The 24,839-nt window shown below is 62.3% G+C and carries 22 protein-coding genes; 9 read left to right on the top strand and 13 right to left on the bottom strand.

Translation table 11 applies throughout. The annotated features are described in order from the left end of the window. Nucleotides 1-42 precede the first annotated feature (42 nt). Nucleotides 43-540 (top strand): Lrp/AsnC family transcriptional regulator, encoded by a 498-nt coding sequence (locus HJ536_RS11630; protein WP_176853942.1) that lies wholly within the window; start codon nucleotides 43-45, stop codon nucleotides 538-540. Nucleotides 541-565: 25 nt separating this feature from the next. On the opposite strand, the gene HJ536_RS11635 is transcribed toward HJ536_RS11630, so the two are convergent. The 10 genes from HJ536_RS11635 to HJ536_RS11680 all read right to left on the bottom strand — a co-directional run bounded on the left by HJ536_RS11635 (nucleotide 566) and on the right by HJ536_RS11680 (nucleotide 11,576). Next, nucleotides 566-2,227: an ABC transporter ATP-binding protein gene (locus HJ536_RS11635; RefSeq protein ID WP_177157825.1), complete on the bottom strand. Its 1,662-nt coding sequence runs from the start codon at nucleotides 2,225-2,227 to the stop codon at nucleotides 566-568. Then, nucleotides 2,227-3,087, bottom strand: coding sequence for an ABC transporter permease (locus HJ536_RS11640; RefSeq protein WP_177157826.1), 861 nt, complete (start codon nucleotides 3,085-3,087; stop codon nucleotides 2,227-2,229). Before HJ536_RS11640 ends, HJ536_RS11635 begins: the two co-directional genes overlap by 1 nt. Then, nucleotides 3,084-4,043 carry an ABC transporter permease gene (locus HJ536_RS11645; protein WP_176853945.1) on the bottom strand — a complete coding sequence of 320 codons (960 nt, stop codon included), beginning with the start codon at nucleotides 4,041-4,043 and terminating at the stop codon, nucleotides 3,084-3,086. Before HJ536_RS11645 ends, HJ536_RS11640 begins: the two co-directional genes overlap by 4 nt. A 69-nt stretch (nucleotides 4,044-4,112) precedes the next feature. Next, complete coding sequence (locus tag HJ536_RS11650; RefSeq protein WP_177157827.1) at nucleotides 4,113-5,732, bottom strand: ABC transporter substrate-binding protein; 1,620 nt, start codon at nucleotides 5,730-5,732, stop codon at nucleotides 4,113-4,115. 70 nt (nucleotides 5,733-5,802) lie between these two features. Next, the gene (locus tag HJ536_RS11655; protein ID WP_177157828.1) at nucleotides 5,803-6,534 is read right to left on the bottom strand and encodes an HAD-IA family hydrolase; all 732 of its coding nucleotides are present in this window, start codon (nucleotides 6,532-6,534) and stop codon (nucleotides 5,803-5,805) included. A 288-nt stretch (nucleotides 6,535-6,822) separates the two neighbouring features. Next, complete coding sequence (locus HJ536_RS11660; RefSeq protein WP_177157829.1) at nucleotides 6,823-7,734, bottom strand: 2-hydroxyacid dehydrogenase; 912 nt, start codon at nucleotides 7,732-7,734, stop codon at nucleotides 6,823-6,825. After that, entirely contained in the window at nucleotides 7,734-9,107 is a 1,374-nt protein-coding gene (locus tag HJ536_RS11665) for an aspartate aminotransferase family protein (RefSeq protein WP_177157830.1), read from the bottom strand. The genes HJ536_RS11660 and HJ536_RS11665 overlap by 1 nt, the downstream gene beginning before the upstream one ends. A gap of 15 nt (nucleotides 9,108-9,122) precedes the next feature. Further along, a complete protein-coding gene (locus HJ536_RS11670) occupies nucleotides 9,123-9,956 on the bottom strand; it encodes a GNAT family N-acetyltransferase (RefSeq protein ID WP_228028703.1) in 834 nt (277 codons plus the stop codon). A gap of 129 nt (nucleotides 9,957-10,085) precedes the next feature. Further along, on the bottom strand, nucleotides 10,086-11,204 hold the full coding sequence (gene argE / locus HJ536_RS11675) for an acetylornithine deacetylase (RefSeq protein WP_177157831.1): 1,119 nt from the start codon (nucleotides 11,202-11,204) through the stop codon (nucleotides 10,086-10,088). Nucleotides 11,205-11,207: 3 nt separating this feature from the next. Next, entirely contained in the window at nucleotides 11,208-11,576 is a 369-nt protein-coding gene (locus HJ536_RS11680; protein WP_177157832.1) for a cupin domain-containing protein, read from the bottom strand. Nucleotides 11,577-11,779: 203 nt separating this feature from the next. Here HJ536_RS11680 and HJ536_RS11685 point away from each other — a divergent pair, with 203 nt between their 5' ends. Both HJ536_RS11685 and HJ536_RS11690 read left to right on the top strand, forming a co-directional pair. Further along, nucleotides 11,780-12,445 (top strand): haloacid dehalogenase type II, encoded by a 666-nt coding sequence (locus HJ536_RS11685; protein ID WP_177157833.1) that lies wholly within the window; start codon nucleotides 11,780-11,782, stop codon nucleotides 12,443-12,445. 12 nt (nucleotides 12,446-12,457) lie between these two features. After that, nucleotides 12,458-13,747 (top strand): NAD(P)/FAD-dependent oxidoreductase, encoded by a 1,290-nt coding sequence (locus tag HJ536_RS11690; RefSeq protein ID WP_177157834.1) that lies wholly within the window; start codon nucleotides 12,458-12,460, stop codon nucleotides 13,745-13,747. A gap of 30 nt (nucleotides 13,748-13,777) precedes the next feature. On the opposite strand, the gene HJ536_RS11695 is transcribed toward HJ536_RS11690, so the two are convergent. After that, nucleotides 13,778-14,752: a GNAT family N-acetyltransferase gene (locus HJ536_RS11695; protein WP_177157835.1), complete on the bottom strand. Its 975-nt coding sequence runs from the start codon at nucleotides 14,750-14,752 to the stop codon at nucleotides 13,778-13,780. Nucleotides 14,753-15,020: 268 nt separating this feature from the next. On the opposite strand from HJ536_RS11695, the gene HJ536_RS11700 reads away from it, so the two are divergent. The 4 genes from HJ536_RS11700 (at nucleotide 15,021) to HJ536_RS11715 (ending at nucleotide 19,484) form a co-directional block, all read left to right on the top strand. Further along, nucleotides 15,021-15,962, top strand: coding sequence for a class I SAM-dependent DNA methyltransferase (locus HJ536_RS11700; protein ID WP_177157836.1), 942 nt, complete (start codon nucleotides 15,021-15,023; stop codon nucleotides 15,960-15,962). Between the two features lie 153 nt (nucleotides 15,963-16,115). After that, the gene (locus tag HJ536_RS11705) at nucleotides 16,116-16,592 is read left to right on the top strand and encodes a CAP domain-containing protein (RefSeq protein ID WP_177157837.1); all 477 of its coding nucleotides are present in this window, start codon (nucleotides 16,116-16,118) and stop codon (nucleotides 16,590-16,592) included. A 117-nt stretch (nucleotides 16,593-16,709) separates the two neighbouring features. After that, the gene (locus tag HJ536_RS11710) at nucleotides 16,710-18,083 is read left to right on the top strand and encodes a transaminase (protein WP_177157838.1); all 1,374 of its coding nucleotides are present in this window, start codon (nucleotides 16,710-16,712) and stop codon (nucleotides 18,081-18,083) included. Between the two features lie 12 nt (nucleotides 18,084-18,095). Then, nucleotides 18,096-19,484, top strand: a complete 1,389-nt coding sequence (locus HJ536_RS11715) for a glutamine synthetase family protein (RefSeq protein ID WP_177157839.1) — start codon at nucleotides 18,096-18,098, stop codon at nucleotides 19,482-19,484. A 40-nt stretch (nucleotides 19,485-19,524) separates the two neighbouring features. Here the strand turns inward: HJ536_RS11715 and HJ536_RS11720 are convergent, their stop codons facing one another. Together HJ536_RS11720 and HJ536_RS11725 are read right to left on the bottom strand one after the other, a co-directional pair. Further along, nucleotides 19,525-21,180 carry a U32 family peptidase gene (locus tag HJ536_RS11720; RefSeq protein WP_177157840.1) on the bottom strand — a complete coding sequence of 552 codons (1,656 nt, stop codon included), beginning with the start codon at nucleotides 21,178-21,180 and terminating at the stop codon, nucleotides 19,525-19,527. A 150-nt stretch (nucleotides 21,181-21,330) separates the two neighbouring features. Further along, nucleotides 21,331-21,819 carry a LysM peptidoglycan-binding domain-containing protein gene (locus HJ536_RS11725; RefSeq protein ID WP_177157841.1) on the bottom strand — a complete coding sequence of 163 codons (489 nt, stop codon included), beginning with the start codon at nucleotides 21,817-21,819 and terminating at the stop codon, nucleotides 21,331-21,333. A 396-nt stretch (nucleotides 21,820-22,215) separates the two neighbouring features. Between HJ536_RS11725 and HJ536_RS11730 the strand changes: the two genes are divergently transcribed. Together HJ536_RS11730 and HJ536_RS11735 are read left to right on the top strand one after the other, a co-directional pair. Continuing rightward, the gene (locus HJ536_RS11730) at nucleotides 22,216-24,240 is read left to right on the top strand and encodes a Hint domain-containing protein (protein WP_177157842.1); all 2,025 of its coding nucleotides are present in this window, start codon (nucleotides 22,216-22,218) and stop codon (nucleotides 24,238-24,240) included. 134 nt (nucleotides 24,241-24,374) lie between these two features. Beyond that, entirely contained in the window at nucleotides 24,375-24,839 is a 465-nt protein-coding gene (locus HJ536_RS11735; RefSeq protein ID WP_176853961.1) for a MarR family winged helix-turn-helix transcriptional regulator, read from the top strand.

Below are 24,839 nucleotides of genomic sequence, written 5' to 3' on the forward strand. Positions count from 1 at the left end.
GACCCAGAGTGAATCGCACGAATACCCCGAAGGACCCCTGTTATGAGTACCCAGCTTAAGCTCGACCGGATCGACGTGAAGATTCTTGCCGAGTTGCAGCGCAATGGCCGCATTACCAACGTCGAGCTGGCCGATCTGGTGAACCTGTCGCCCTCGCCCTGCCTGATGCGGGTCAAAAAGCTGCAGCAGGCCGGTTACATCACCGGCTACACCGCGCAGATCGACGTCGCGAAATTGGGGGATACGCTGACGGTGTTCACCGAGTTCACCCTCAAAAACCACCGCCAGATCGACTTTGCCCGCTTTCAGGAGGCCTTGGAAAAGGTCGATAGCTGCGTGGAATGCCATCTGGTGTCGGGGGGCTACGACTATCTGGCCAAGTTCGTGTGCGCGTCGATCACCGACTACCAGAACATCATCGAGGCGATGATCGACCGCGATGTGGGGATCGACAAGTACTTCAGCTTTGTGGTGATGAAGACGCCATTCGTCAAAAACCAGATCCCGCTGACGCGCCTGTTCGGGGATCGGGTGGGATAACGCCCCGACCTGCGGGGCGCCCCCTTTAGCGGTTGGCGAATTGGGCGACCAGATTGGGGTCTTGCTCCAGCCCCGCCAGCCAGCCGGTGTCCAACTGCGGGATCGAGGAGATGAGCAGCCGCGAATACGGGTGCTGCGCCTCGGCGGACATGCGTGCGGCGGGCAAGGCCTCGACCACCTCGCCCTTCAGCATCACCAACACGTCGTCACAGATCGCCTCAACGGTCGACAGATCGTGGCTGATGAACATGTAGCTGAGGCTAAGCTCGCGCTGGAGTTCCTTGAGCAGGTCCAGAATGGCCGCCGCAACCACGGTGTCGAGGGCCGAGGTGATCTCGTCACACAGGATCAATTCGGGCTCGGCCGCCAAAGCGCGGGCAAGGTTGATCCGCTGTTTCTGGCCGCCCGACAGTTCGCTTGGCAGGCGGTGGCGCAGGTTCGCAGGCAGGCGCACCATGTCGAGCAGCTCCTTGACCCGCGCCTCGCGTTTGGCGCCCTTGAGCCCGAGATAAAAGGTCAACGGGCGGCCAAGGATCTGTTCGATCGAATGGGCGGGATTCAGGGCAGTGTCGGCCAACTGGAACACGATCTGGGCACGGCGCAGCTGCTCTTTGCTGCGGTTTTTCAGGTCGCGGCGCATTTCCTGACCGTCCAGCAGGATGTCCCCCTGATGGGGCGGCAGAATACCGGCGATCGCGCGGGCCAAGGTGGACTTGCCGCTGCCGGATTCCCCGATGACCCCCAGATTGCGGCCCCGCTCCAGCCGGAAGCTGACGTCTTTGAGGATCGGGACTTCGGGCACCCCGTTCCGGATCGCGCCATAGCCAGCGTGCAGGTGCACCACCTCTAGGATCGGCTTGGGTTTGTCGACCTGCGGCACAGCGACAGACACGTGCGGCACGGGTTCAAACGCGGCCAAGAGCTGGCGGGTATAGGGGTGCGCGGGGTGATGCAGGATTTGCTGGGTCTTGCCGACCTCCTGGATTTCGCCGCCTTTGAGCACGATGATCCGGTCGGCGATCTGGGCCACAACGGCCAGATCGTGGCTGACGTATACGCCCGCCATGCCGCCCTTTTGCATCACGGATTTGAAGGCGCGCAGAACCTCGATCTGGGTGGTGACGTCCAGCGCGGTGGTTGGTTCGTCAAAGATCACCAGCTTGGGGTCTCCGATCAGCGCCATCGCCGCCGACAACCGCTGAAGCTGCCCGCCCGACACTTGGTGCGGATAGCGTTCGCCGATGTGGTCGGGGTCAGGCAGGGCCAAGGCACGGAACAGTTGCACCGCCTTGGCCTCGGCCTGATCGCGGGGCATCAGGTCGTGGATGGCGGTGATCTCGATCACTTGGTCCATGATCCGCTTCGAGGGGTTAAAGGCCGCCGCCGCCGATTGGGGCACATAGGCGACCTCGGTTCCGCGCAGGGCCGCGCGTTTGCGTTCGGGCAGCGCGGTGACATCGGTCCCGTCCAAGGTGATCTGCCCGCCACTGATCGAACAGCCCGTCCGGCAATATCCCATCAATGACAGAGCAATGGTCGTCTTGCCACTGCCGGACTCGCCGATCAGGGCGACAATCTCGCCGGGGAAGATGTCAAAGGTGACGCCTCGGATGATCTCGACCTTGCGGCCTGCGTCTGTGACCGCGCCGATGCGCAGGTCGTTCACGGTGACAAGAGGCTGGGTCATCATTCGCTCCGATCCCGGATTTTGGTGGGCAGGTTGTCGATGAACATGTTCACCGAGATGGTCAGGGTCGCGATCGCAATCGACGGGAACACCACGGCAGGCGCGCCAAGGGACAGGCCCTCGATATTCTCGCGGACCAAGGCGCCCCAGTCGGCGTTCGGGGGCTGCACCCCGATCCCGAGGAATGACAGACCCGACAGGCACAGCACGATGAACACAAACCGCAGGCCAAGGTCGGCCAGAACGGGGCCGAGGATATTGGGGAAAATCTCGGTAAAGATCAGATAGGGAGTGCTTTCGCCGCGGGCACGGGCGACCGTCACGTAATCGGTGGCGTTCACGTTCACCGCCAAGGCGCGAGCAAACCGGTAGGACCCCGGCAAATAGATCGCCGCCAGCGTCAGGATCAGCACGGGGATCGACGAACCCACCGCCGCCACGACCACCAGACCGAACAGCAGCGACGGGATGCCGTTGAACGCATCCAACAGGCGCGACAAGATCATGTCGAACCATCCCCCCGCCACGGCCGCCACCATGCCAAAGATCACACCGCCCGCACAGGCCAGCGCCACAGATGCCGCCGAGATGCCCACGGTATAGCGCGCGCCCATCAGGATGCGGCTAAAGATGTCGCGGCCCAGATAATCGGTACCCATCCAGAAATCGCCGGTCATGGGGCCGAAATAGTCCCAGTCCACGATCTCTCCGGGGGGGTGCGGGGCGATCCACGGACCGATCACAGCGATCACGCACCAGAACAGGATCACCGCCAGACCGATGCGGCCCACCCAGTTGAACGAATAGCCAAGGCGTTTCGGCGTCGGGATCACGAATGCAGAAGACCGTTCAATCATCATCGACGAAGCCTCGGGTTGGACAGGATTGCAATCAGGTCGGCCAGCGTGATCAGCGACAGGTAGCTGACGCAGAAGATCATCGCGCAGGACTGGATCAGGGGCAGATCGCGGGTGGACACGGCGTCCACCATCAGCTTGGCCACACCGGGGTAGTTAAAGATTGTCTCGACGATAATCACGCCGCCCACGAGGTAGCTCAGCGACAGGGCAACGGCGTTCGCAATGGGGCCAAGGGCGTTGGGCAAAGCGTGGCCCAGAACCATCCGGCGGCGGGACGCGCCCTTCAGCAGGGCCATTTCGACATAGGGGGTGTTGATCGTCTCGATCACGGCGGCGCGGGTCATGCGGATCATCTGCGCGGATACGACAAAGCCAAGGGTGATCACCGGCATCGCATAGGCGCGCAGCATCGCGCTCCAGCTGTCCACGTTCGCGCCATAGGCCAGCGCGGGCAGCCATCCCAGCCACACGGCAAAGATCAGAACGGCCAAGGTCGCGACCATGAACTCGGGCACCGAGATCACCGAAATTGTCAGGATAGATACGGTTCGGTCGAAGAGAGACCCTTTCCACATGGCGGCGCAAATGCCCAAGGTCAGCGCGATCGGCACCGACACCAGCGTGGTCACACCGGCCAACCGGAGCGAGTTCACCAGCCGTCCGCCCATCAGGTCGGCGACGGCCATCTTGTTCACGTAGGAGGTCCCCATATCACCGCCCGCCAGACCGACCAGCCAGCCGACAAACCGCTGCATCGCAGGTTCATCAAGGCCCATGGCGGTACGCAGACCGGCGACAGCTTCGGGGGTGGCAGCCTGCCCGAGCAGGATCTGGGCAACATCACCGGGCAACAGCTCGGTGGCAAAGAAAACGGCAAAAGACACGATGACGAGCGTGAGCAGCGCAATGCCAAGCCGCTGCGTGACTAGTATCCAGGGCAAAAGCGATTTGGGCAAATGGGCACCTCGTCCGGCTGGGAATTCAGGGAAAGGGCCCGCACCGGATGGCACGGGCCCAAGGCTGGATCAGGCAGTGCTGTCGAGCCAGACATATTCCGCAAAGGCATAGCCCATCTGGCCACCCAGCGGGTTGGGCGCCAGACCCTTGAGCTTGGACGAAATCGCGTCAACGTTCGAAATGTAGGCGGGAATAATGGTGCCTGCCTCGTTTGCGATCATCTCCTGCATTTCCCAGTAGATCGAGGTGCGCTTGTCTTCGTCCAGCGCGCCGCGGGCCTCGACCAGCATGCTGTCGAACTTCTCGGACTTGTACTGGCTTTCGTTCCACGGCGCGTCCGAGGAATAGAGCAGCGAGAACAGGATATCCGGTGTCGGGCGCGGGTTGATGTTGCCAAAGTGGACAGGCGCCGACAGCCAGTAGTTCGACCAGTAGCCATCCGAGGGCACGCGATCCACCTTGAGGTTCATGCCGATCTCGCTGCCGGCCTGCTGGACCAGCATCGCCATGTCGATCGAAGAGGTCGCCGCATCCGAGGCCACGATCGGCACTTCGGTGCCCAGAAGGCCCGACTTTTCAAAGTAGAACTTCGCCTTTTCGGGGTCATAGGCTTTGGGCGCGATGTTGGGGTTGTGGTACTTGTTCGCTGCCGAGACGGGCTGGTCGTTGCCGATTTCAGCCAGACCACGGAACACCGATTTCTGGATGGCCTCGCGGTTGACCAGATATTTCATCCCCTCGATGAAGCCTTCGCGCAGACCGGGCTCCAGATCCTTACGGATGTTCAGGTTGGTGTAGTTGCCCGAGGTAGTGATCGAAGTGGCCACGCTGGACTGCCCCTCCAGCATCCGCAGCGAGCGCGCGTTGACCGAGGCCGCGACTTGGATATCGCCGGACAAGAGCGCGTTCACGCGAGCATTGTTGTCGGGGATCGCAAAGTATTCGTAGCTGTCCAGATAGACGGTCGCCCCTTTGAAGTAGTTGGGGTTGCGCACCGCAACCGAGCGCACGCCGGGCTCGAACACTTCGCAGATGAACGCGCCGGTGCCGTTCGCCTTGGAGAAGTCGGTGGTGCCGTCCTTGATGATCATAAAGTGGTGCAGCGCCAGAATGGTGGGCAGGTCGGCGTTGGGCGCGGCCAGCACGATCTTGACGGTGGTAGGGTCCAGCTTGGTGATCTCGGTCATCTGCTTGGCGATCGAGTTGACCTTGGAACCCACAGCCTCGTCCAGATGGCGCTTCAGCGAGTAGACCACGTCATCGGCGGTCATGGTCGAGCCGTCGTGGAACAGAACATCCGACTTCAGCTTGATCTCCCAGGTCTGCGCATCGTCAGTCGAGATGCTGTCGGCCAGTTCCATCTGGGTCACGCCAGCTTCGTCAAGAAACGTCAGACGGTTATAGAACGAGCAGCAGCGCACATAGTCGGTCGACAGCGACGCCTTGGCGGGGTCCAGCGTGTCTGCGGTCGAGGACGACCAGCCAGCCGCCTTGATGCTACCGCCAAAGACGGGGGTCGCGGCGACGGCTTGGGTCGCGCGGGTCAGCAGCGATCCGCCAACCGCCATGCCGACGCCAGACGCCATCAGCATCTTCAGCAGCTCGCGGCGCGAGGCCCCGCGGCGGATCATGTTCTCGACCATCGCGTCGTCGCGGCCGGTCCAGTTATTGGGGGTGTTCTTGGTCATGTGGCAATTCCCTGTTGTTCGGTTGAATGGGGTCGGCCCTGCGGTCTTGGCGCCGCTCGGGCCGGTGACGTTATTTGCCGAAGGCGGCGTCTGCGGCCTCGGCCAGTTCCATAAGCGAGTGGAAGTGGTAATCGGGTTCGGTGAACTCTTTTGGTTCGATGGTGCCGCCGTAGCCCTTTTGTGCGTGGCGGCGCTGGATCCATGCGTTGGTCATGCCCAAGGCCCGAGAGATGCCGATGTCGTGGTACTGGCTTTGGGCGGTGTGCAGGATGTCGGATTTGGAGCCGCCATCGGTCTCGACCCACGCAAGGACATGATGGAAATAGGCGGGATCGGGCTTTTCGGTTTTGGTGTCGTCGGTGGTAAAGCCGGCGTAGAAGGGCTGACCCAGTTTCTCGGCGTATTTGTCAAAGGCCCAGCGCTGCGCGTTGGTCATGGCGACCAGCTTGTAGTGCTGTTTCAGCTTGGCCATGGCGGCGGCGCTGTCGGGGAACGGTTTGGCATCGCCTACGCTGTCCACCATGAACTGGCGGTATTCGGGGGTATCAGGCAGACCGAAGGTTTCCGCGATACGGCCATAGCAGCGGCCAAGGTCGTCGGGGAATAGGCCCGCGCCGGGCTCGTAGCGGGCATCGCGGTACACGGCCAACGCGGCCTCTCCGTCGATGTCGATACCTTCTTTGGCGGCGATGGTGGCAAGGGCGTCTTTGATCGCGCCTTCGAAGTCGATCAGGGTGCCGACCACGTCAAAGGTCAGGTAGCTGAAGGCGGTCAGAGGTTTCACGGCGGTCGTCGTTGCCATCTGCGGCAGTCCTTTTCAAATGGTGCGCCCGTGGAGGGGGGCGGTCGGATGCTGGAAAACGGGTCCAAAGCGGCAGGATATTCTGCGGCCCAAGCGGGCGTGCCAGAGGAGGGGTCCGGCCGGTTTGCCCTGTGTTTGCTGGCGTTTCGGCCTGCGTTTCGTTTCCCTGTTACATTCAGCTTGACCCCGAAACCCGCAGGCAAAACGCCGAAATTGTGCGGGGGCGCGGCATATTCTGCTGAACTGTGGCGGGACGCGGCATTTCGCACCGCGGCCCGACATGGCGTGTCAGTAGCCCTTGGATTGGTCCACCAGACCGGGGATTTCGGCCCCCTCGCGCAGGGCGCGGATGACGTTGATGGCGTGCTCTGCGCCCTCGGCATAATCAGTCAAAGAGGCCACGTGCGGCGTGACGATCACCCGCGGATCGGCCCACGCCCAATGATCGGCGGGCAAGGGTTCGGGGTCGGTCACGTCCAGCATGGCGCTGGCGATGCGGCCACTGTTCAGGGCGTCTTGCAGCGCCTGCATATCCAGATGCGCCCCCCTGCCCGCGTGCACCAGCATCGCCCCGTGGGGCAGCTGCGCGAAAAGGTCCCCGTTTAGAATGCCCCGTGTTTCATCGGTCAGGGGCAGCAGGCAGACCAGCAGGTCGGTGCGCTGCAGGAAATCAGGCAGACCGTCCGCGCCGTACACTTCAATACCGTCCACTGGGGTGCCAGAGCGGCTCCAGCCAGCGACATCAAAGCCAAGGCCGGACAGGGTTTGCGCAGCCAAGGCCCCGATCCGGCCGATGCCCATGATGCCCACGCAGCGGCTGTGGCTGGGGTAGATGCCTTGGGCTTGCCATGTGCCTGTGGTCGCTTGTTCCAAATAAACCGGCATCTGGCGGTGCAGCATCAGGGTCGCCATCACGACCCAGTCGCGGACCATCGTCTCGATCCCGCTGGCGATGGTGCGGGTCAGCACCACGCCTTCGGGCATCGGGGGCATGTGGTCCACACCCGCCGCCACGCAGATCACCGCTTTCAGGCTCGGGTATCGGCTCAGATCGGCGGGGGGCTGCCAGCAGGCCAGATAGGTGACATCGGCGGGGTCGGTGACCGCATCCTCGCCGATGATCATACGTTCGCCTGCGGCCTCCAGCATCGGCAGCCAGACCTTGGCGCGGTCTGGCAAAGAGGTATAGAGCAGCGCCATCAGCGCAGAACCGCGCGGATTTCGGGATCGTCGAGGGTCAGATCCAGCACCTTGCGGGTGCGCTCGACGATCTGGTCGATTTCCTCTTCGGTGCAGCAGAGGGGCGGCGCGTAGCCGAAGATCCCTTGGGCAAAGGACCGCACGATCAACCCATGCTCCCATGCGCGATCAAACAGGCGCGTGGCAGGCTGGACGCTGGCGGGCAGCGGGGTCTTGGCCTCTTTGTCGGTGACCAGTTCCACGGCGGCCAGCATTCCGCGACCGCGCACATCGCCAACCAGCGGGTGATCCATCAGGCCGTTCAGACCGGCCATCAGACGTGCGCCCATCTTCTCGCCATTCTCCAACAGACCGCCTTCGTAGAGCGCCAGAACCTCCAGCCCCACAGCCGCCGACACAGGGTGGCCAGAGTAGGTGAAGCCGTGGCCGATCGCCTTGGCCCCTGCCCCGTCGCTTAGGGTCTGGTAGACGTGGTCCGACATGAACACCGCGCCCATGGGCACGTAGCCTGAGGTCAGGCCTTTGGCGGTGGTCATCAGGTCGGGGACGATGCCCTCTTCGGCACAGGCAAACAGCGGGCCGGTGCGGCCGAAACCGGTGATCACCTCATCCGCGATGAACAGGACGCCGTATTCGGTGCAGAGGTCACGCATGGCTTTGATCCAGCCCTTGGGCGGAACCAGAACGCCGCCCGAGCCTTGGATCGGCTCCACGTAGAAGGCCGCGACTTTGTGCGCGCCGATGGCTTCGACCTTGGCCCGCAGTTCCGCGACCGAGGCGTCGATGATCGCCTGCGGATCGGTACCGACGGGGTTGCGATACACATAGTGGGACGAAATTTTATGCTGCCAAGGATAGGGCAAACCGAACCCGTCGTGGAAGGCGCTCAGCGCGGTCAGACCGGCCCCTAGCGAGGACGAGCCGTGATAGCCATTCTCGACCGAGATGAACTGGTCCCGCTCGGGCTGGCCTTTGGCGTGCCAGTAGTAGCGGACAAAGCGGATGGTGCTGTCCACCGCATCCGACCCGCCAAGGGTGAAGTAGACGTGGTTCAGATCACCGGGTGCTCGTTCGGCCAGCACGGCGGCCAGTTTGATCGGCGCCTCGGCCCCCAGATCAAAGTACCCCGTGGCATAGGGCAATCGGCGCATCTGCTCGGTCGCGGCCTCGATCACGGACTCTTGGCCGTAGCCCGCGTTCACGCACCACAGGCCCGCGAAACCGTCGATCAGCTCGCGCCCTTCGGCATCAGTGACGCGCGCCCCTTTGGCCGAGGTCAGGACGCGGACACCGCGTGCTTCGTGGCCCTGAAAGGACGACACGGGGTGGATCAGGTGCTGGCGGTCCAGCTCGACAAGGGAATTGGTCAGCATAATCTTGCTCCGGAATTAGCCCAGTGCCTGAGACACGAGGGCGAAGGTTTTGAAAGGGGTGGGATGGGGCGCGTGGGCGGGCATTTGCATGGCGGTGCCGCCGCCCACATGGGTCAGGCCGAGCGTTTCCATGTGCCCGCCAAGGGCGTCCGAGGTCAGGTCAATCCGCAGGAATTTGCCTTTGGCTTGGCTCGCGGCAGCGTCGATCAAGGCGCGGGCAGCGATGGCATCCTCGGCCACCACGGGGCCAACGACCATGCCACGGCCAAATTCGCGCAACATGGCAAAGCCGCCTGCGGTCGTCAGGACAGTGCCGGTGGCGGCGATCTGCTCCAGCAGGTGATGGCGGGACATGTCCGATGCGGATTGGTCGATTTTGGTCAGGTCGTGCAGGTCGGCCCTGCCGGTTTTGACGGGCTGTTCGGGGGTGCGGGCCTGCGCGATGCCTTGGTACTGGTGGATCTGGCCGTGGGCGACGAACCCCAGCTTTTCATAGAGTGGCAGGCCATCTGCAGTCGCGACCAGCCGCAGGGTTTTCCCCTGCCCCAGCGCGATGATCGCATCCATCAGGCGGCGGCCAAGGCCGCGGCCACGGCAGGCTTCGTCCACGATGATCATGTTCAGAGTCGCCACGTCGCCAAAATCAGAACACAAGGCAGTGCCGACGATCTGGCCCCCATCCAGCGCCACGAACCCTTGGGCGGTGGTCAGGGTCAGAGCCCAATCCTCGGCGCGGTGGGGCCAGCCGGCCTGCTGCGACAGCCGCACGGCCCCCGCGATATGCTCGGGGCCAAAGGGAGCCAAGGTGATCTGCTGCGGCGAAGGGGAGTTCAGGGTGTCCATCGTCATCGGGTCCATTCTGTTCATGGCCAGATTAGGAGGACGCCCGCGGCATGATCCGTTTGATGCTGTGGCGGCGCGGCAGTTTGGGCTGCGCTCGCCCCGCCCTGCCGCAGAAAATGCCGCGGGTGATTTGGGTTAGGCCGACAGGTGGCGACCCAGCGCCAGAACCATCTGCGCAGCGGCATCTAGTTCGTGGGTGGTCAGGTATTCCTCGGGCTTGTGCGCGCGAGAGATATCGCCGGGCCCGCAGATCACCGAGGGGATGCCCGCCTGCTGAAAGAGGCCCGCCTCGGTGCCGTAACTGACTGCGCCGATTGGCGAATTGCCCGACAGGCGTTCGGCGAGTAGGGCCAAGGGGGCGTCAGGAGCAAGGGCCAAGGCGGGATAGGACGAGATGATTTCGGCGGTCACTTCGGGCGGGCAGGACGCGATGATCGGGGCCAGCAGGGTTTCGGGAGCGATACCGGCTATGGCGCGGGCTTCGATCTGGGCCGAGGCGTGGTCGGGGATGATGTTCACCGCTTGGCCGCCTGCAACCGTGCCTATTTGCAGTGATGAATATGGCGGCGCGAAACGGTCGTCAGAAGGGCCCGATTTCAGTGTTTCGGCCTGCTCCGCCGCCGACATTAGCACCGGAAGCAGGGCATGGATCGCGTTCACCCCCAGATCGGGGCGGGAACTGTGGCCAGAGATCCCTTTGGCTGTCAGGCGCAGGGCGGCTTTGCCTTTGTGCGCCAGAACGGGGGTCATGCCCGACGGCTCGCCGACAAAACACCCCAAGGGCGGCGCGATCAGGTCTGGCAGGGCGGCGATCAGGTGGGACACGCCTTTGCAGCCAGCCTCTTCGTCATAGGACAGGGCGATGTGGATGGGCGCGGTCAGGGGCATCGCGGTCAGATCGGGGGCCATCGCCAGAACGGCAGCGACATAGCCCTTCATATCGCAGGCCCCGCGTCCGATCAGGCGGTCGCCCTCGCGGCGCAATATAAACGGATCGGCCAACCATTCGGGTTCGCCCGCTGGGACAACATCCGCGTGGCCCGACAGAATGTACCCCGGCACTGCAGGATCGCCGAGGGTGGCCAGCAGATTATACCGGTCGCCCTCGGGGCCTTGCAGCAGATGATGCGGGATGCCGTGGCCGGTCAGGTAGTCGCTGACGAACTCCATCAGCGCGCCGTTGCTCTGCCCCACCACCGTGGGAAAGCCAACCAGCCGTTCCAACATCTGTTCAGGGGTGTACCGATCCGCCATGGCTCAGGACGCGATCACAAAGATTTTGCGCAGGGTTTCCAGCGTCTCCCATGTGCCGACGAAACCGGGCTTCATGATGAAGCTGTCGCCAGCGGTGAAGGTACTCGCCACTCCGCCATCCTCGGTGATCACGCACTTACCGGACAGAATGTGACAGAATTCAAAGGTTTCGCCCTTAATCGAGATTGTCTTGCCGGGGGTCGTCTCCCAGATGCCGGTGCGGATTTTCCCCCATTTGGAGGCCTCGGCGATGGCGGCGTCCAGTTCCCACGTTTGGTAGGCGGGGTTGCCTTCGATCAGGCGGTCTGGGGCAGCGGTTGCGCATACGGGATCAAAGGTCGGCGCGGTGTTTACGGGCAGCAGTTTGGTCATGTCAGGTCCAATCCTTAGGTCTGCCGCCAGAGTGCCCCGCCAGCCCCCGCGCCAGTCACCGAACATCGCCCCTTGGCGGCATCCCGTGCCGTGGGTCACGGGCGATACGGAATTTCGTGCCACGAAACGAGCAAACGCGGCGCACTGTGCCTGCCCGCCCGCGCCACACTGACAGCATCCAAGATTGTCCAAGGACCGCTGACATGACCTTCCGCCCCAAATTCATCACCTTTGACTGCCACGGCACCATGATCCTGTTCGATATGGCCGGTGCGGCGCGCGATCATTACGGCGCGATCCTGAGCCCCGCGCAGATGGACAAATTCATCGCCGATTTCTCGGCCTATCGTCTGGACGAGGTGCTCGGTGCGTGGAAACCCTATGCCGAGATCGTCTACAACGCGCTGGAGCGGACCTGTAAACGAAATGGCGTCGCCTTTGACCCCGCCGTGGCCGAGGATATCTATAACCGCGTGCCGACTTGGGGCCCTCATGCGGATGTGCCCGCCGGTCTGGCCAAGATCGCGCCGGAGATCCCGCTGGTGGCGCTGACCAACTCGATGAACGCGCAGATCCCGCATAACATCGCGAAACTGGGGGCACCGATTGCCCATGTGTTCACCGCCGAAAGCGCGGGCGCCTACAAGCCGCAGATGAAGCCGTTCGAATACATGCTGGATCAACTGGGCTGCGGGCCAGAGGATATCCTGCACGTGTCCTCTAGCTTCCGCTACGATCTGATGACCGCCCACGACATGGGGATCAAGAACAAGGTCTGGGTGAACCGCGGCCACGAGCCCGCGAACCCTTATTACGGCTACACCGAGATCAAGGATGTGTCCGAACTGCCCGCCGTCGTGGGCCTGTAAGCGGAGGCTGCTATGAAATACATGTCCTACTGGCATGACACGGCGGTGCCCTTTGCCGCCGCCATGCAGGGCCCTGTTGAGGGCAAGGTCGATGTGGCGATCATCGGCGCAGGTTTCACCGGCCTCAGCGCCGCCCGCAAACTGGCCCGCGAAGGGGTCAGCGTTGCGGTACTGGAGGCCGACCATGTGGGCGCAGGCGGTTCGGGGCGCAACGGGGGGCACCTGAACAACGGGGTCGCCCATGGCTATGCCGATGCCAAAGGGCATCTGGGGGCCGATCAAGCGCACACCCTTTATCACGCCTATGACCGCTCGATCGACATGATCGAAGAGGTTATCCGCGAAGAAAACATCGCCTGTGATTTCCGCCGCTCGGGCAAGCTGAAGCTGGCCTCAAAGCCCTCCCATGTGGACGGGTTGAAGGCCAATTTTGACCTGATCCATAAAGAAGTTGATCCAGATACCCGCTGGCTGTCGAAGTCCGATCTGACGAGCGAAGTCGGCGGAGAGGCGTTCCATGGCGGGATGCTCTACGAGAAGTCCGCCATGATGCACATGGGCAAATATGTTCAGGGTCTGGGGACGGCTGCGGCCCGCCAAGGGGCGAAAATCTGGGAATATGCGCCGGTCACCGCGCGGGACAAAACCGCCACCGGATGGCGGCTGACCACCCCCAAGGGCAGCATCGAGGCGGGTCGCGTGATCGCCGCCACGGGGGCCTATGGCGGGCGGGTTCAAGGATCGCCCTTGGGCTATTTCCGCCGCCGCATCATCTCGGTCGGGTCGTTCATCATCGCCACCCGTCCCCTGACCGCGCAAGAAATAGCGCAGACCGTGCCGAGGAACCGGACCTATGTGACCTCGATGAATATCGGGAACTACTTCCGCCTGTCGCCAGACAACCGGCTGATCTTTGGCGGGCGGGCAAGGTTCTCGGCCACGTCGGACCAGCAGTCGGACGCCAAGTCGGGCGATATCCTGCGCGCCAGCATGGAGCGTCTGTTCCCGCACCTGAAGGACATCCAGATCGACTATTGCTGGGGTGGCCTCGTGGGGATGACCAAGGACCGCTATCCCCGCGCCGGACAGGCGGACGGGATGATCTATGGCATGGGGTATTCCGGCCACGGGGCGCAGATGTCGACCTTGCTGGGGCAATCTCTGGCCGATCTGGCGATGGGACGGACGGACACCAACCCGCTGGCGGGCATGGACTGGCCGACGATCCCGATGCACAGCGGCAAGCCGTGGTTCCTGCCACTGGTGGGCCTCTATTTCGGGCTGAAAGATCGCCTGAGCTAAACCAAAGGGGCCGCGTAGGCCCCTTTTCCTTTACCCCAGTGAATGCGCGGCAAGTCCGTACATAAGTGGCCCCTCGGTCGCGCGGCGCTGTTTGCCGATATACATCTCGGTCACGGTGTCAAAGACACCCATGCCTGCTGCGGACAGGAACGCTTTGAACTGTTCGCTTTGCTGGGGGGTATCAAGGCGGGTGAACTGCCCCTCGCACGCTTGGATCAGGGGCGCGACCAGCTGCATCGCCATGGCGTCATCCTCAGCCACGACGGGACCGATCACCATGCCCTTGCCGAATTTACGCATCAGGGCATAGCCGCAGATTGCGCCGCCCCGTTCCACCACCATGCCCGTCGAATGGCCCAGCAGCGCATCCAGCACCACCGTCCGCGCCGCGCCATAGGCGTGAGCGTCCAAGGCATGGATCACATCGCGGTCCGCAGAGTTCATGGGGCGCAGGTCCAGCCCCGCCACGGGGCTCGGCAAACGGAAGGGGCGCGCGATCCCCTGCTGCTGCCAGATGGTGCCGACGGGATCGAAACCGGCAGCCTCGTACAGGCGATAGCCCGATCGCGTCGCACTCAGGCGCAGGTCGCGCCCTTCGCAGTCGCGCATGATTTCCCGCAAGAGGCGCCGCCCCGCCCCCATCGCCTGAAGGCGCGGCGTGGTCACCATCATCCCGAACATGGCGAAATCATCGCCCATCGGGAAATACATCGACGACCCCAAAGGCCGCCCGATCGCATCCAGCGCGATGTACCCCTGCCCCAGCGACAGGAACAGGTCCAGATCGTGGTCGCGGTGGGGCCAGAACACGCTGACGGTCAGTTCGTGCAGCAAAGGGCGCTTGGACACATCGGTCGGGACGATCACCGCCTCGAACGCGTCCAGAACCAAGGGCGCCTCTTCGACCAAGCGGGCACCGGCCATGAACGCGCCGTACCTGTCCGCAGATGCGGTGGTGTGGCCCTTTGGGGTGGCCGGAGCGGCTGTCGGAGAAGTGCCCTGCATGGATTGCCCTTGTCTTGTTCTTGGTGCACTGAAGCCAGCGAGATACGGCCGGGTGCAACACCACTATCGCGCGGAACAGATGGATTATTCTACCGAATATGCGGTTTCTCCGACACATTCTGCCGCGTGAAATAGTCGTATATTCTGTGGCCTCTGCGGATTTGCGCCGCAGCGGGCGGGCGCTATCGAAATGGTGCTTGACCGGATTTATAGGCGGGATAAATGGCGCTCGCGGACGCCACGCTCCGTGCCACTTTCCGAAAACCAGATGATTCCAGTTTCGATGTCCTCGGGCGATCTGATTGCCGACCGCCGTGCCGACTTTGCCGAAGCCATGCTGCCCGATGATCCGGCAGCCGCCAGCGACCTGTATGCTCAGGCGCTGCAGATCGCGCCCGCATGGGCTGCGGGTTGGTACCGTCTGGGGGATATCCGCGCAACCGCTGGCCTGCCCGACGCAGACACCGCGTTCGAGGCCGCTCTGTCCGCCGATCCGACCGACCGTCTGGGGGCCAGCTTGCGGCTGGACTTGCTGCGCGAGCGGTCGCTGGCGGACTCGATGCCGCCTGCCTTTGTCGAGGCGCTGTTCGACCAATACGCCGCCAAGTTCGAAAAATCGCTGGTGGGCAAGCTGGATTATTGCGGGCCCGACCTAATTGCGGGCGGCCTGACCGGCCGTTTTGACCGCGTGCTGGATATGGGCTGCGGCACCGGCCTGATGGGCCAGCAGTTACGCCCGATGGCCGGATGGCTCGAGGGGTGGGACATCTCCACCGAGATGCTGCGCGAGGCGCGGACCAAGGGCGTTTATGACGCGCTGGCCAAACGCGATCTGGCCACCTTGGACCTGCAGGTGAACCAGTGGGATCTGATCACGGCGGCGGATGTGTTCATCTATGTGGGCTCGCTGGAACAGATCGTGGGCTGGGTCTCTCAGGCGCTGAACGCTGGCGGCCAGTTCGCCTTTACCGTCGAGGAACACACCGGCCAGCAGGCCTATGTGCTGCGGGACAGCTGCCGCTATGCCCATGCGCGCCACCACCTAGAGGACCTGCTGGACGAGGCCGGTTTCGACGCGCGCTTCAGCCGCGCGGTGCTGCGTCAGGATCGGGACCAGCCGGTTTGGGCCCTGATCGTGCACGCCACCAAGCGCCAACCCGGCCAAAGCGCGACCCTGCGCCGCCAGCAAGGCGAAGAGATGGACGCCTGATCCCGACTGCCTCGCCCCGCACCGGACGGGGCGATTTCCGCCGATGGACGGCGGGCACCCGCCGAGCGCAGAATGAAAACACGTTGTTTCCGAAACGCATTGGCCAAAGCTGTGTATGGTCTGGACGTTACATGTTGATTTCCAGAGTACCCGATGCTGCGACCCCTACTTGCTGCTTTTGGGCTGGCCCTGCTGACCGCCTGCACGCCTGCCCCCACGACCACACGCGCAACTGTTTCTGCGTCGAACTATACACCTGACGCACAGTCCGCCCGTGTGATCGCCTTGATCAACGCAGAGCGAGCAAAACAAGGGCTTCGCGCGGTTTCCGTGGACCGCACACTGACCAATGCAGCCGCCGCTCATGGCACGCTGATGGTGCAGAAAGGGTTCTTTAGCCACAATATTCCGGGGGGTATGTCGTTCCCTGAACGTATGGCCGCTGCGGGCGTCGGCAGCAAATACACCGGCGAGAATATCTTTACTGGCCCCCTGATTCCCGAGGTCGCCGTCACGAACTGGATGCAGTCGCGCGGTCACAGGCGCAACATTCTGGACGGAAACTTCACCAAAATTGGCGTCGCCTCGGCCGGAGGGCGCTACTGGGTGTCGATCTTTTCATCGGATTGACCCTGCGACCATTTGATCAAACCAGAACAGAAAGCCTGACTTCTTTTTCCGCTTTCCAATTCAGGCGTTTTCATATTTGATCAAATCATCACACCCCTGCCCGCAGGAGTCTTTCTGGTGGCCGACACAACCGTTAGGATCGGCGGGATCAACCGCACCCATCTGGACGTCTTTGCCCGCCGCGAGGCGGACGCCTATGCCCTTGCCCGCCCGCTGACCCAAGCGCGGCTGGAACGCGGGGCGTCGGAATATCTGGACGGCGTTCCCATGCACTGGATGAAGGACTGGCCGATGCCTTTCCCCATGCTGGTGACCAAGGCAACCGTAGCCAAGCTGACCGACTATGACGGCAACCGGCTGGATGATTTTTGCCTAGGGGATACGGGGTCGATGTTCGGCCATTCGCCCGATCCCGTGGCCAAAGCGATCCGTAAACAAGCCGAGAACGGCCTGACCTACATGCTGCCCACCACCGCGGCGCTCGAGGCAGGCCGATTGCTGACCCAGCGGTTCGGCGACTTCAAATGGCAGATCGCGACGACCGCGACCGACGCCAACCGCTTTGCCCTGCGCGTGGCGCGGGCGGTGACCGGACGACCCAAGGTGCTGGTGTTCAACGGCTGCTATCATGGCACCGTGGACGACACGATGGTCGAGCTGCAAAACGGTGTCACCGCTGCCCGTCAGGGGCTGGTGGGTCAGGTTGCGGACCTGACCGCCACTGCCGTCTGCGCCGAGTTCAACGACCTGACCAGCGTTGAAGATCAGCTGAAAACCGGCCAGATCGCCGCGATCCTGACCGAGCCGGTGATGACCAACTCTTGCATGGTGCTGCCCGATGACGGTTTCCTGACCAGTCTGCGCGAACTGGCGACCCAATATGGCGCTCTGCTGATCATCGACGAGACGCACACGATCTCGAGCGGGCTTGGCGGCTATACGGGCGTGCATGGGCTGGACCCCGATATCTTTGTCGTCGGGAAATGCGTGGCAGGCGGGATGCCCACCGCGGCCTGGGGCCTGCGCCCCGCCATCGCCGAACGGTTCAAGGAATACGATGCGCAGCGCCCCTCGGGGCATTCGGGGATGGGCACGACCCTGTCCGCCAACCCCATGCAGTTCGCCTGCCTGCGCGCTACCCTGTCCGACGTAATGACCCCCGAGAACTACGCCTTGATGGAGGCGGGCGCCGCCCGTCTAGCTGCGGGCCTGCAACTGGTGATCCAGAAATACGAGGCCCCGTGGCATGTGGTGCGCGTTGGCGCGCGGGTGGAATTCATCTGCGCCCCCAGCCCCTTGCGCAACGGGACCGAAGCCGCCGCCGCCCATGTGCCGCTGGTCGAGGCCGCCATTCACACCGCCCTTCTGAACCGAGGTTGCCTCATTGCCCCGTTCCACAACATGATGCTCGTGAGTCCGGTAACCAAAAAGAAACAGATCGACCGCCTGATCGCCGCCTTCGACGACATCCTGTCCGATCTATTTGCCTGAATTGACACTGAAATGACCCAAGCCTGCCCCTCTGGCGCGACCCTTGCCGAAGCCGAAGAGTTCCTGAACGCCCACCCCGAGATCGAGGCCATCGACATCGTCCTGCACGATTCCAACGGCATCGGACGGGGCAAGATCATCCGCCGTCACGAACTGGCGTCCCTGTATAAATCGGGGCGGCATATGCCGATCTCGATCCTTGGCCTTGATATCTGCGGCGAGGATGTGCACGAAACCGGCCTGATCTGGGATCAGGGCGATGGCGACCTGCGCGCGTGGCCGATCCCCGGCACGCTCAAGGCCCTGCACAACACCAAACCCGCGCGGGCCGAGGTATTCATGTCGCTCTATGAGCTGGACGGCCGCCCGATGACCTCGGACCCGCGCCACGCGTTGCAGCGGCAGGTCGATGCCTTTGCCGCGCGCGGCCTGAAACCTGCGGGGGCGTTCGAGCTGGAGTTTTTCCTGCTGGCCAATGAACGCGACGCCTTTGGCAAGGCGCAGCCCGCCCGCGACGTGCTGGACGGCCGCATGAGCCACAAGACCGAGGTTTATTCGGTCGATCACCTGCACGGGATGCTGCCCCTGTTTTCGGACATCTACGCGGGCGCGGAAAAGGCGGGGATCAAAGCGGAAACCATGATCTCAGAATATGCCCCCGGCCAGTACGAGCTGACCCTGCACTACCGCGAGGATGTGATGCAGGCCGCTGACGACCTGATGCGCCTGAAACGGATCGTGCGCCAGCAGGCCCGCGCCCACGGGGTGACTGCCTGCTTCATGGCCAAACCCGTCGAGGATTACGCCGGATCGGGGATGCATTTCCACGTGTCATTGCAGGATGAGACAGGCCGCAACGTCTTTGCCGAGGAACCGGGCGCGGGCTGGACGGATACGCTGCTGCACGCCATGGGGGGCCTGCGCCAGACCATGGGCGAGTCCATGCTGGTTTTCGCCCCGCACCTGAATTCGTGGCGCCGCTTTGCCAACCAGAGCTATGCGCCCGTGAACACCGCGTGGGGCGTAAACAACCGCTCGGTCGCCCTGCGCGTCCCCGAGGGCGAAATCAAAGCCCGCCGGATCGAGCATCGCCCCGCTGGTGTGGACGCGAACCCCTATCTGGTGGGGGCAACGGTGCTGGCGGGCATCCTGCACGGCATCGAGCACCGCATTGATCCGGGCCCCGAGACCACCGGCAACGCCTATGATGCCGAGGATGGCGCGAACATTCCCCGCGACTGGCGCGAAGCCATTCAGGCGGCCACGGCCTCAGAGTTCCTGAAGGATGCTTTGGGCGCGGAAATGCACCGCACCTTTACCGCCGTGAAGGCAGCCGAATACGCCCGTGTGGCGCGGACGGTCAGCGATGTGGACTTCGATCTGTATCTCCACACGATTTGATCCGGTTGGACATGAATTGGGGGCCAATCGGCCCCCTTTTTCATGCCAGCGTCTCGCGCATGTCGCGGTCCAGCATCTCTCCGTGTTTCTTCTGCTTTAGCAGTTCGCGGGCCTTGGCATATTCGGGATCGTTCCAGAACATCAGACAGCCGTTGCAACCGCGCCCGCAGCACCCCTCGACCCCTTTGCGAGAGGTTCGCGCGCGGGTTTCCATAACTTCGGCCCCGATAGCGTCCTGTAGTTTGGCGACCTGATTGCGGTAGGCCCCTTCGCGGGCGGTTTCTCCCAACTCGATGCGCTGCGCGGTTTTGTCCAGCTTGAGGCGCCGCCAATCCTCGTCCAGCAGCATCGATTCCTTGCGGACGATGGTGAAGGCGGGAAAGTTCCTGCGGACGGTTTCGGGATCTTCGTGGTCGAACGCGCTGTAGGGGATAAAGATCACGTCCTGACGGCTGCCAAAGACGCTTTCCACCGGTTTCTCGGGGCTCTTGATCGTGGTGTATTCGTACAGACGCAGCAGCACCGGTTCCGCGCGGCTGTCGGGCGGCAGGAATTCCATCACATCGCCCGCGTCCAGACGGCTGCGGACCTCTAGCACCAAGCCATCTTCGCGGGCCTCGCGCACAATGCCAGCGTATTCCCACGGGGCCATCGCCTTGGTGTGTTCGTAGTTGTGGGCGTAGTTCTGCAAGCGGCCTTCGTGGAAGGCGATGGTGTAGCCGCGGCTGCCTGCGCCCTCTAGGTCGCGCATGTATTCGTCGGGGCGCCAGCCTTCGGGATCACGGTAATAATCATCAATAGCGCGGCGATAGGCACGCGCCACGGTGGCGACGTAATAGGGGCTCTTGTTCCGCCCCTCGACCTTTAGACTATCCACACCGATCCGCAGCAGATCGTTCAGCTTGGGCATCAGGCACATATCCTTGGAGTTCAGGATGTAAGAGCCGCGAATGTCCTCTTCGATGGGCATTAGCTCGCCCGGACGTGCGCCCTCTTCCAACACCCATTCAAAGAGCTTGCTGTTGTGCTCGTCCAGTTCCAGTTCCTTGATCGTGCCGTCCTTCAGGCGCAGGTGCACCTTGTACTGCCAGCGGCAAGAGTTGGCGCAGTTCCCCTGGTTCGCGCCCCGCTCCGCCATAAAGTTCGACAAGAGGCAGCGCCCCGAATAGGTCATACACATCGCCCCGTGGACAAAGCTTTCCAGCCGGATGTCAGGGCACTTCTCGCGGATCTCGGCCATTTCGGCAAAGGTCACTTCGCGGGCCAGAACCACCAGTTCGGCGCCCTGATCTTTCCAGAAATCGACGGTCAGGGACGAGCACACATTCGCTTGGGTCGAGATGTGCAGGTTAATCCCCGGCGCGTGCTTGCGGACATAATGGAACACACCCGGATCGGCGATGATCACCCCGTCCGGCTGAATATCCTTTAGCGTTTCCACGTATTCGGCCAGCTTGGGCACGTCCTTGTTGTGGGTGAACAGGTTCAGCGTCAGGTACACGCGCACCCCGTGCTGATGGGCAAAGGCGACGCCCTCTTTGATATCCTCCAGCGAAAACTTCGACTTGGTCCGCAGAGACATATCGGGCGTACCCAAATACACCGCGTCAGCCCCATAGAGGACAGCGACCTTCAGACGCTCCAACGATCCTGCGGGCATCAAGAGTTCGGAACGGCGGGCGGGCTGCGCGGTCATGGGCGGTATTCCTGTCGGGGGCCGCTACCTGAGGGACCATAGAAAACGGGTCCGGCAACGCGGCATGGATCGGGGCCAATACGGGGATTGGCCCTGCCTTAGCGCGTCCTGCGGGGCGTTACCAGTGGTTAACCCCTCCCCTGCCTGCGGTCAGATGTCATCGCGGGGAATGCGCAGCACCTGACCGACCTTGATCAGATCGGGGCTGGCCAGAATGTCCTGATTGGCCGCGAAAATCGGGCCGTAGTCCCCGTGGCCGTACATCATCCGCGCGATCCGCGTCAGGGTATCCCCCGACTGCACCGTATAGGGTTGCCACCCCCGATATCCGGGCAGGATCAGCGGCCCATAGAGCACAGGAATGGTGACCGAGGGGCCATCTTCGTTGCCGGTGTCATCGGCCAGCGTCAGATACAGGCGCGGCAGCGTAAAGGCGGTTTCGTCCGGCACCGTGACCTGCCCTTGGAACTGCCGGATGCCCATAGAGCCGACCTGCACATGGGTGCGAAACTCGTCGTGACCTTCGGTGACATAGACGGACAGCGTGCCCTCGAACGCGCCGGCACTTCCGGCCACGAGGATGGTCTGCCCGACAATGTCATAGGGTTGCGGCTGCTGGATATCGATCGTGGGGTGCATAACGGGTCCTCCCTGAAAAACAACCATAACGGGAATGATGCCCGAACCTGCGCCACCTGAACAGGGGCCGCGCCCGAGATTGCAGCGAAAGAGAATCAGAAATCCGGAAAGCGGTGATTTTTACAAGTCACGGTATAGTCACAATTCGGATCACATTTCCGAAAGATGTAATTATCAATGCCGCAAACTTTCTGGCCTTATCAAGCCCCCTTAAAATACCGGACATTCCCCATGCGGATTGGTAATTAACCAATACTTTCGGACGTTAATCGCCAGACCTTCGAAAGTTTCTATCAACGGAATTCCGGATACTTAACGTAATTGCAACTTAATTATGACGCACTCGGAGCGTAGGTTTTGCAGGACCCGCGTCCGCTACCAAGTTCCGAGAGTTCAATGTCGACCACTTTTCAGGTAATGTATCTGGGCACGCTGGCCCACATAGATACAACGCAAGGCAATGAATTCGCCGAGAATGCCTCTGGCATTCTGGGAACCTACTATGACGCCAACAATCCGGCTTATAACTGGATTGGAGAGCTGTCCGCCCTGAACCTGTCCGAGGATGCGAACGACACCTACGACACGGACAACGGCGGTGGTTACGACACGTTCCGGATCAGCGGGCTTGGCCAGTCATGGGACTTGGCCTTTGATGCGGTCGCTGAATACAACATCACCCTGACCTATTTCGACGGGACGACCGCAAACATCACCGCGTTCGTCTTCCAGGACGTCACGGGTGCGACCTTTCTGGCGCCGGAAACCACCACAAACGCCGACCAGATTGCTCTGACGACCAAGCCGATCCAGTCGGTCAGCCTGACCTCGGTCCTCAGCCCGGACGGGGACTCGGGCGGCGACATGATCGCCAGCCGTGTGAACCAGTACTTTGCCGGTCAGGTCGATGGCACCACCGGCAACGACAGCATGGGCGTCGGCTACAACGACGGCATGCATGTCATCACGGAAAACAGTGACATCATCTACGGCAACGATGGCAACGACACCATCAACGGCGCGGGCGGCAATGACTCTATCGACGGTGGCACAGGCGACGATGTCATCTATGGCGGCACCGGCAACGACACCATCCTAGGCGGAACAGGCGCCGACTATATCGAGGGCGGCGACGGCACCGACGTCATCTATGGCGGCGACGGCAACGACACGATCTACTACGGCAGCGGCGACGATACGGTCTATGGCGGCGCTGGCAATGACGTGATCGACGACGTTGGTGGCTCCCATTTAAACGGGGCCAACCTGATCTATGCCGGCGACGGCGACGATACGGTCTACTCGGGCGCGGCCTCGGAAACCATCTACGGCGACGCGGGCGTTGACTGGATCTACGCCGAAGAGGGCGACGACTTCGTCTATGGCGGCGACGACATGGACGTGCTGTTCGGTGGCGACGGCAACGACTATATCTCGGGCGATGGCGGCGACGACTATCTGATCGGCGACGCGGGCAACGACACCCTGTCCGGCGGCATCGGCAACGACAACCTCTATGGCCTTGCGGGCAATGACAGCCTGATCGGTGGCGATGGCAACGACATCTTCCACTACGCCCCCGGCGAGGGGATGGACACCATTGCCGACTTCAACACCGGCAACACGGGGTCGATCACCGACGGTGACAACACCAACAACGACTTCATCGACCTGTCCGGCTACTATGACGGCACCGCGGAACTCCGGGCTGACTTTCTGGACGATGGCATCCTCAACCAGTCGAACACGGACGCGGACTATTCGGACAACACCCAGTTCCTGCCGGGTGACGGTCTGGTGTTCCAAGGGGCCAATGCCTATTCGTTCACGACCGACAACACCGGCGTGGTCTGCTTTACCGAGGGCACAAATATTCGCACCCCCGGTGGCCCCCGCATGATCGAGGATCTGCGGATTGGCGATCTGGTCGAGACCGTCGATCACGGGGCACTTCCTATCAAATGGATCGGAACGTCGTCCTATGACGAATTGGCCCTGACCCGGAATCCTAAGCTGCGCCCAATTGTGGTTAGCGCACGGGTTTTCGGGGCCGAACGGGATCTGATTGTTTCCCGCCAGCACGCCTTCTTATTGCCCGAGCAGGACCAGCTGGCCCGTGCGATTCAGCTGGTCAAGATGAATGTACCGGGGGTCCGGATCGCTCAGGGGCGCAAGCGCGTGACCTATTTCCACATTATGTTCGAGTCCCATCAGCTAATTTACGCCGAAGGGATCGCAACCGAGAGCATGTACCCCGGACCGCAGGCGCTGAAATCTCTCTGCCCTGCAGCATTGGAAAGCCTGCTTGGCGTTTTCCCTGATTTTATTGACATCGACAGCCTTGATAGCGCCTGTCATGTCTATGGCCCGACCGTGCGCGAGGTTGTGGATTTCGACGCGCTTAGGACAGCCGCAGCCTGATCCGGGCCGGCGCGGCTTTTTTCGTTCACAAGAATGTGCACGAAAGATATACGAACGGATTGTCTTTTCCGAGCAAGCGGTACAGATTCAGTTTCAATCACATACTATCTGTTCCAGTTTTTGCAGGGTTTCCGATGTCCAAAGACACCATCGACGTTCCGCCCCCGAACGAAGCCGATTTTCATAAATCGGAATGGCCCTTTTATTGGATCACCCAGACATCGTCCCGCTATATGCAGGTGCTGGAATTACGGCTCAAGGAAATCGGGATGGATATCGCCTATTGGCGGGTGCTGATGTCTCTCTACGAAGATAGCGCCCTGTCGATTTCGGAAATCTCGAATTACTGCATTATCAAGCCCAATACCGCGACCAAAATCGTACAACGCATGACCGCCGAGGGGCTGGTCGAAACCGGTACCCGCGCCACAGACGCCCGTGTCACCGAAGTGCGCCTGACCGACCTGGGCCACCAGATGCGGCGCAAGGCGCGCGCCATCGCCGAAGATGTCTTTGCCCGCGCCTTCACCGACCTGTCGAAAGAGGAGCAGATGATCCTGAACCTGCTCCTGCAAAAGGTGTTCAACCGTCTGTCCTGA

This window comes from Donghicola mangrovi, from assembly GCF_013377535.1.
GTDB classification, from domain to species: Bacteria; Pseudomonadota; Alphaproteobacteria; order Rhodobacterales; family Rhodobacteraceae; genus Donghicola; species Donghicola mangrovi.

Coding starts and splice junctions, on each gene's coding strand:
- HJ536_RS11630 (WP_176853942.1), top strand. CDS start 43: ATGAGTACCCAGCTTAAGCTCGACCGGATCGACGTGAAGATTCTTGCC.
- HJ536_RS11635 (WP_177157825.1), bottom strand. CDS start 2,227: ATGACCCAGCCTCTTGTCACCGTGAACGACCTGCGCATCGGCGCGGTC.
- HJ536_RS11640 (WP_177157826.1), bottom strand. CDS start 3,087: ATGATGATTGAACGGTCTTCTGCATTCGTGATCCCGACGCCGAAACGC.
- HJ536_RS11650 (WP_177157827.1), bottom strand. CDS start 5,732: ATGACCAAGAACACCCCCAATAACTGGACCGGCCGCGACGACGCGATG.
- HJ536_RS11655 (WP_177157828.1), bottom strand. CDS start 6,534: ATGGCAACGACGACCGCCGTGAAACCTCTGACCGCCTTCAGCTACCTG.
- HJ536_RS11660 (WP_177157829.1), bottom strand. CDS start 7,734: ATGGCGCTGCTCTATACCTCTTTGCCAGACCGCGCCAAGGTCTGGCTG.
- HJ536_RS11665 (WP_177157830.1), bottom strand. CDS start 9,107: ATGCTGACCAATTCCCTTGTCGAGCTGGACCGCCAGCACCTGATCCAC.
- HJ536_RS11670 (WP_228028703.1), bottom strand. CDS start 9,956: ATGACGATGGACACCCTGAACTCCCCTTCGCCGCAGCAGATCACCTTG.
- argE (WP_177157831.1), bottom strand. CDS start 11,204: ATGGCGGATCGGTACACCCCTGAACAGATGTTGGAACGGCTGGTTGGC.
- HJ536_RS11680 (WP_177157832.1), bottom strand. CDS start 11,576: ATGACCAAACTGCTGCCCGTAAACACCGCGCCGACCTTTGATCCCGTA.
- HJ536_RS11685 (WP_177157833.1), top strand. CDS start 11,780: ATGACCTTCCGCCCCAAATTCATCACCTTTGACTGCCACGGCACCATG.
- HJ536_RS11690 (WP_177157834.1), top strand. CDS start 12,458: ATGAAATACATGTCCTACTGGCATGACACGGCGGTGCCCTTTGCCGCC.
- HJ536_RS11695 (WP_177157835.1), bottom strand. CDS start 14,752: ATGCAGGGCACTTCTCCGACAGCCGCTCCGGCCACCCCAAAGGGCCAC.
- HJ536_RS11700 (WP_177157836.1), top strand. CDS start 15,021: ATGATTCCAGTTTCGATGTCCTCGGGCGATCTGATTGCCGACCGCCGT.
- HJ536_RS11705 (WP_177157837.1), top strand. CDS start 16,116: ATGCTGCGACCCCTACTTGCTGCTTTTGGGCTGGCCCTGCTGACCGCC.
- HJ536_RS11715 (WP_177157839.1), top strand. CDS start 18,096: ATGACCCAAGCCTGCCCCTCTGGCGCGACCCTTGCCGAAGCCGAAGAG.
- HJ536_RS11720 (WP_177157840.1), bottom strand. CDS start 21,180: ATGACCGCGCAGCCCGCCCGCCGTTCCGAACTCTTGATGCCCGCAGGA.
- HJ536_RS11725 (WP_177157841.1), bottom strand. CDS start 21,819: ATGCACCCCACGATCGATATCCAGCAGCCGCAACCCTATGACATTGTC.
- HJ536_RS11730 (WP_177157842.1), top strand. CDS start 22,216: ATGTCGACCACTTTTCAGGTAATGTATCTGGGCACGCTGGCCCACATA.
- HJ536_RS11735 (WP_176853961.1), top strand. CDS start 24,375: ATGTCCAAAGACACCATCGACGTTCCGCCCCCGAACGAAGCCGATTTT.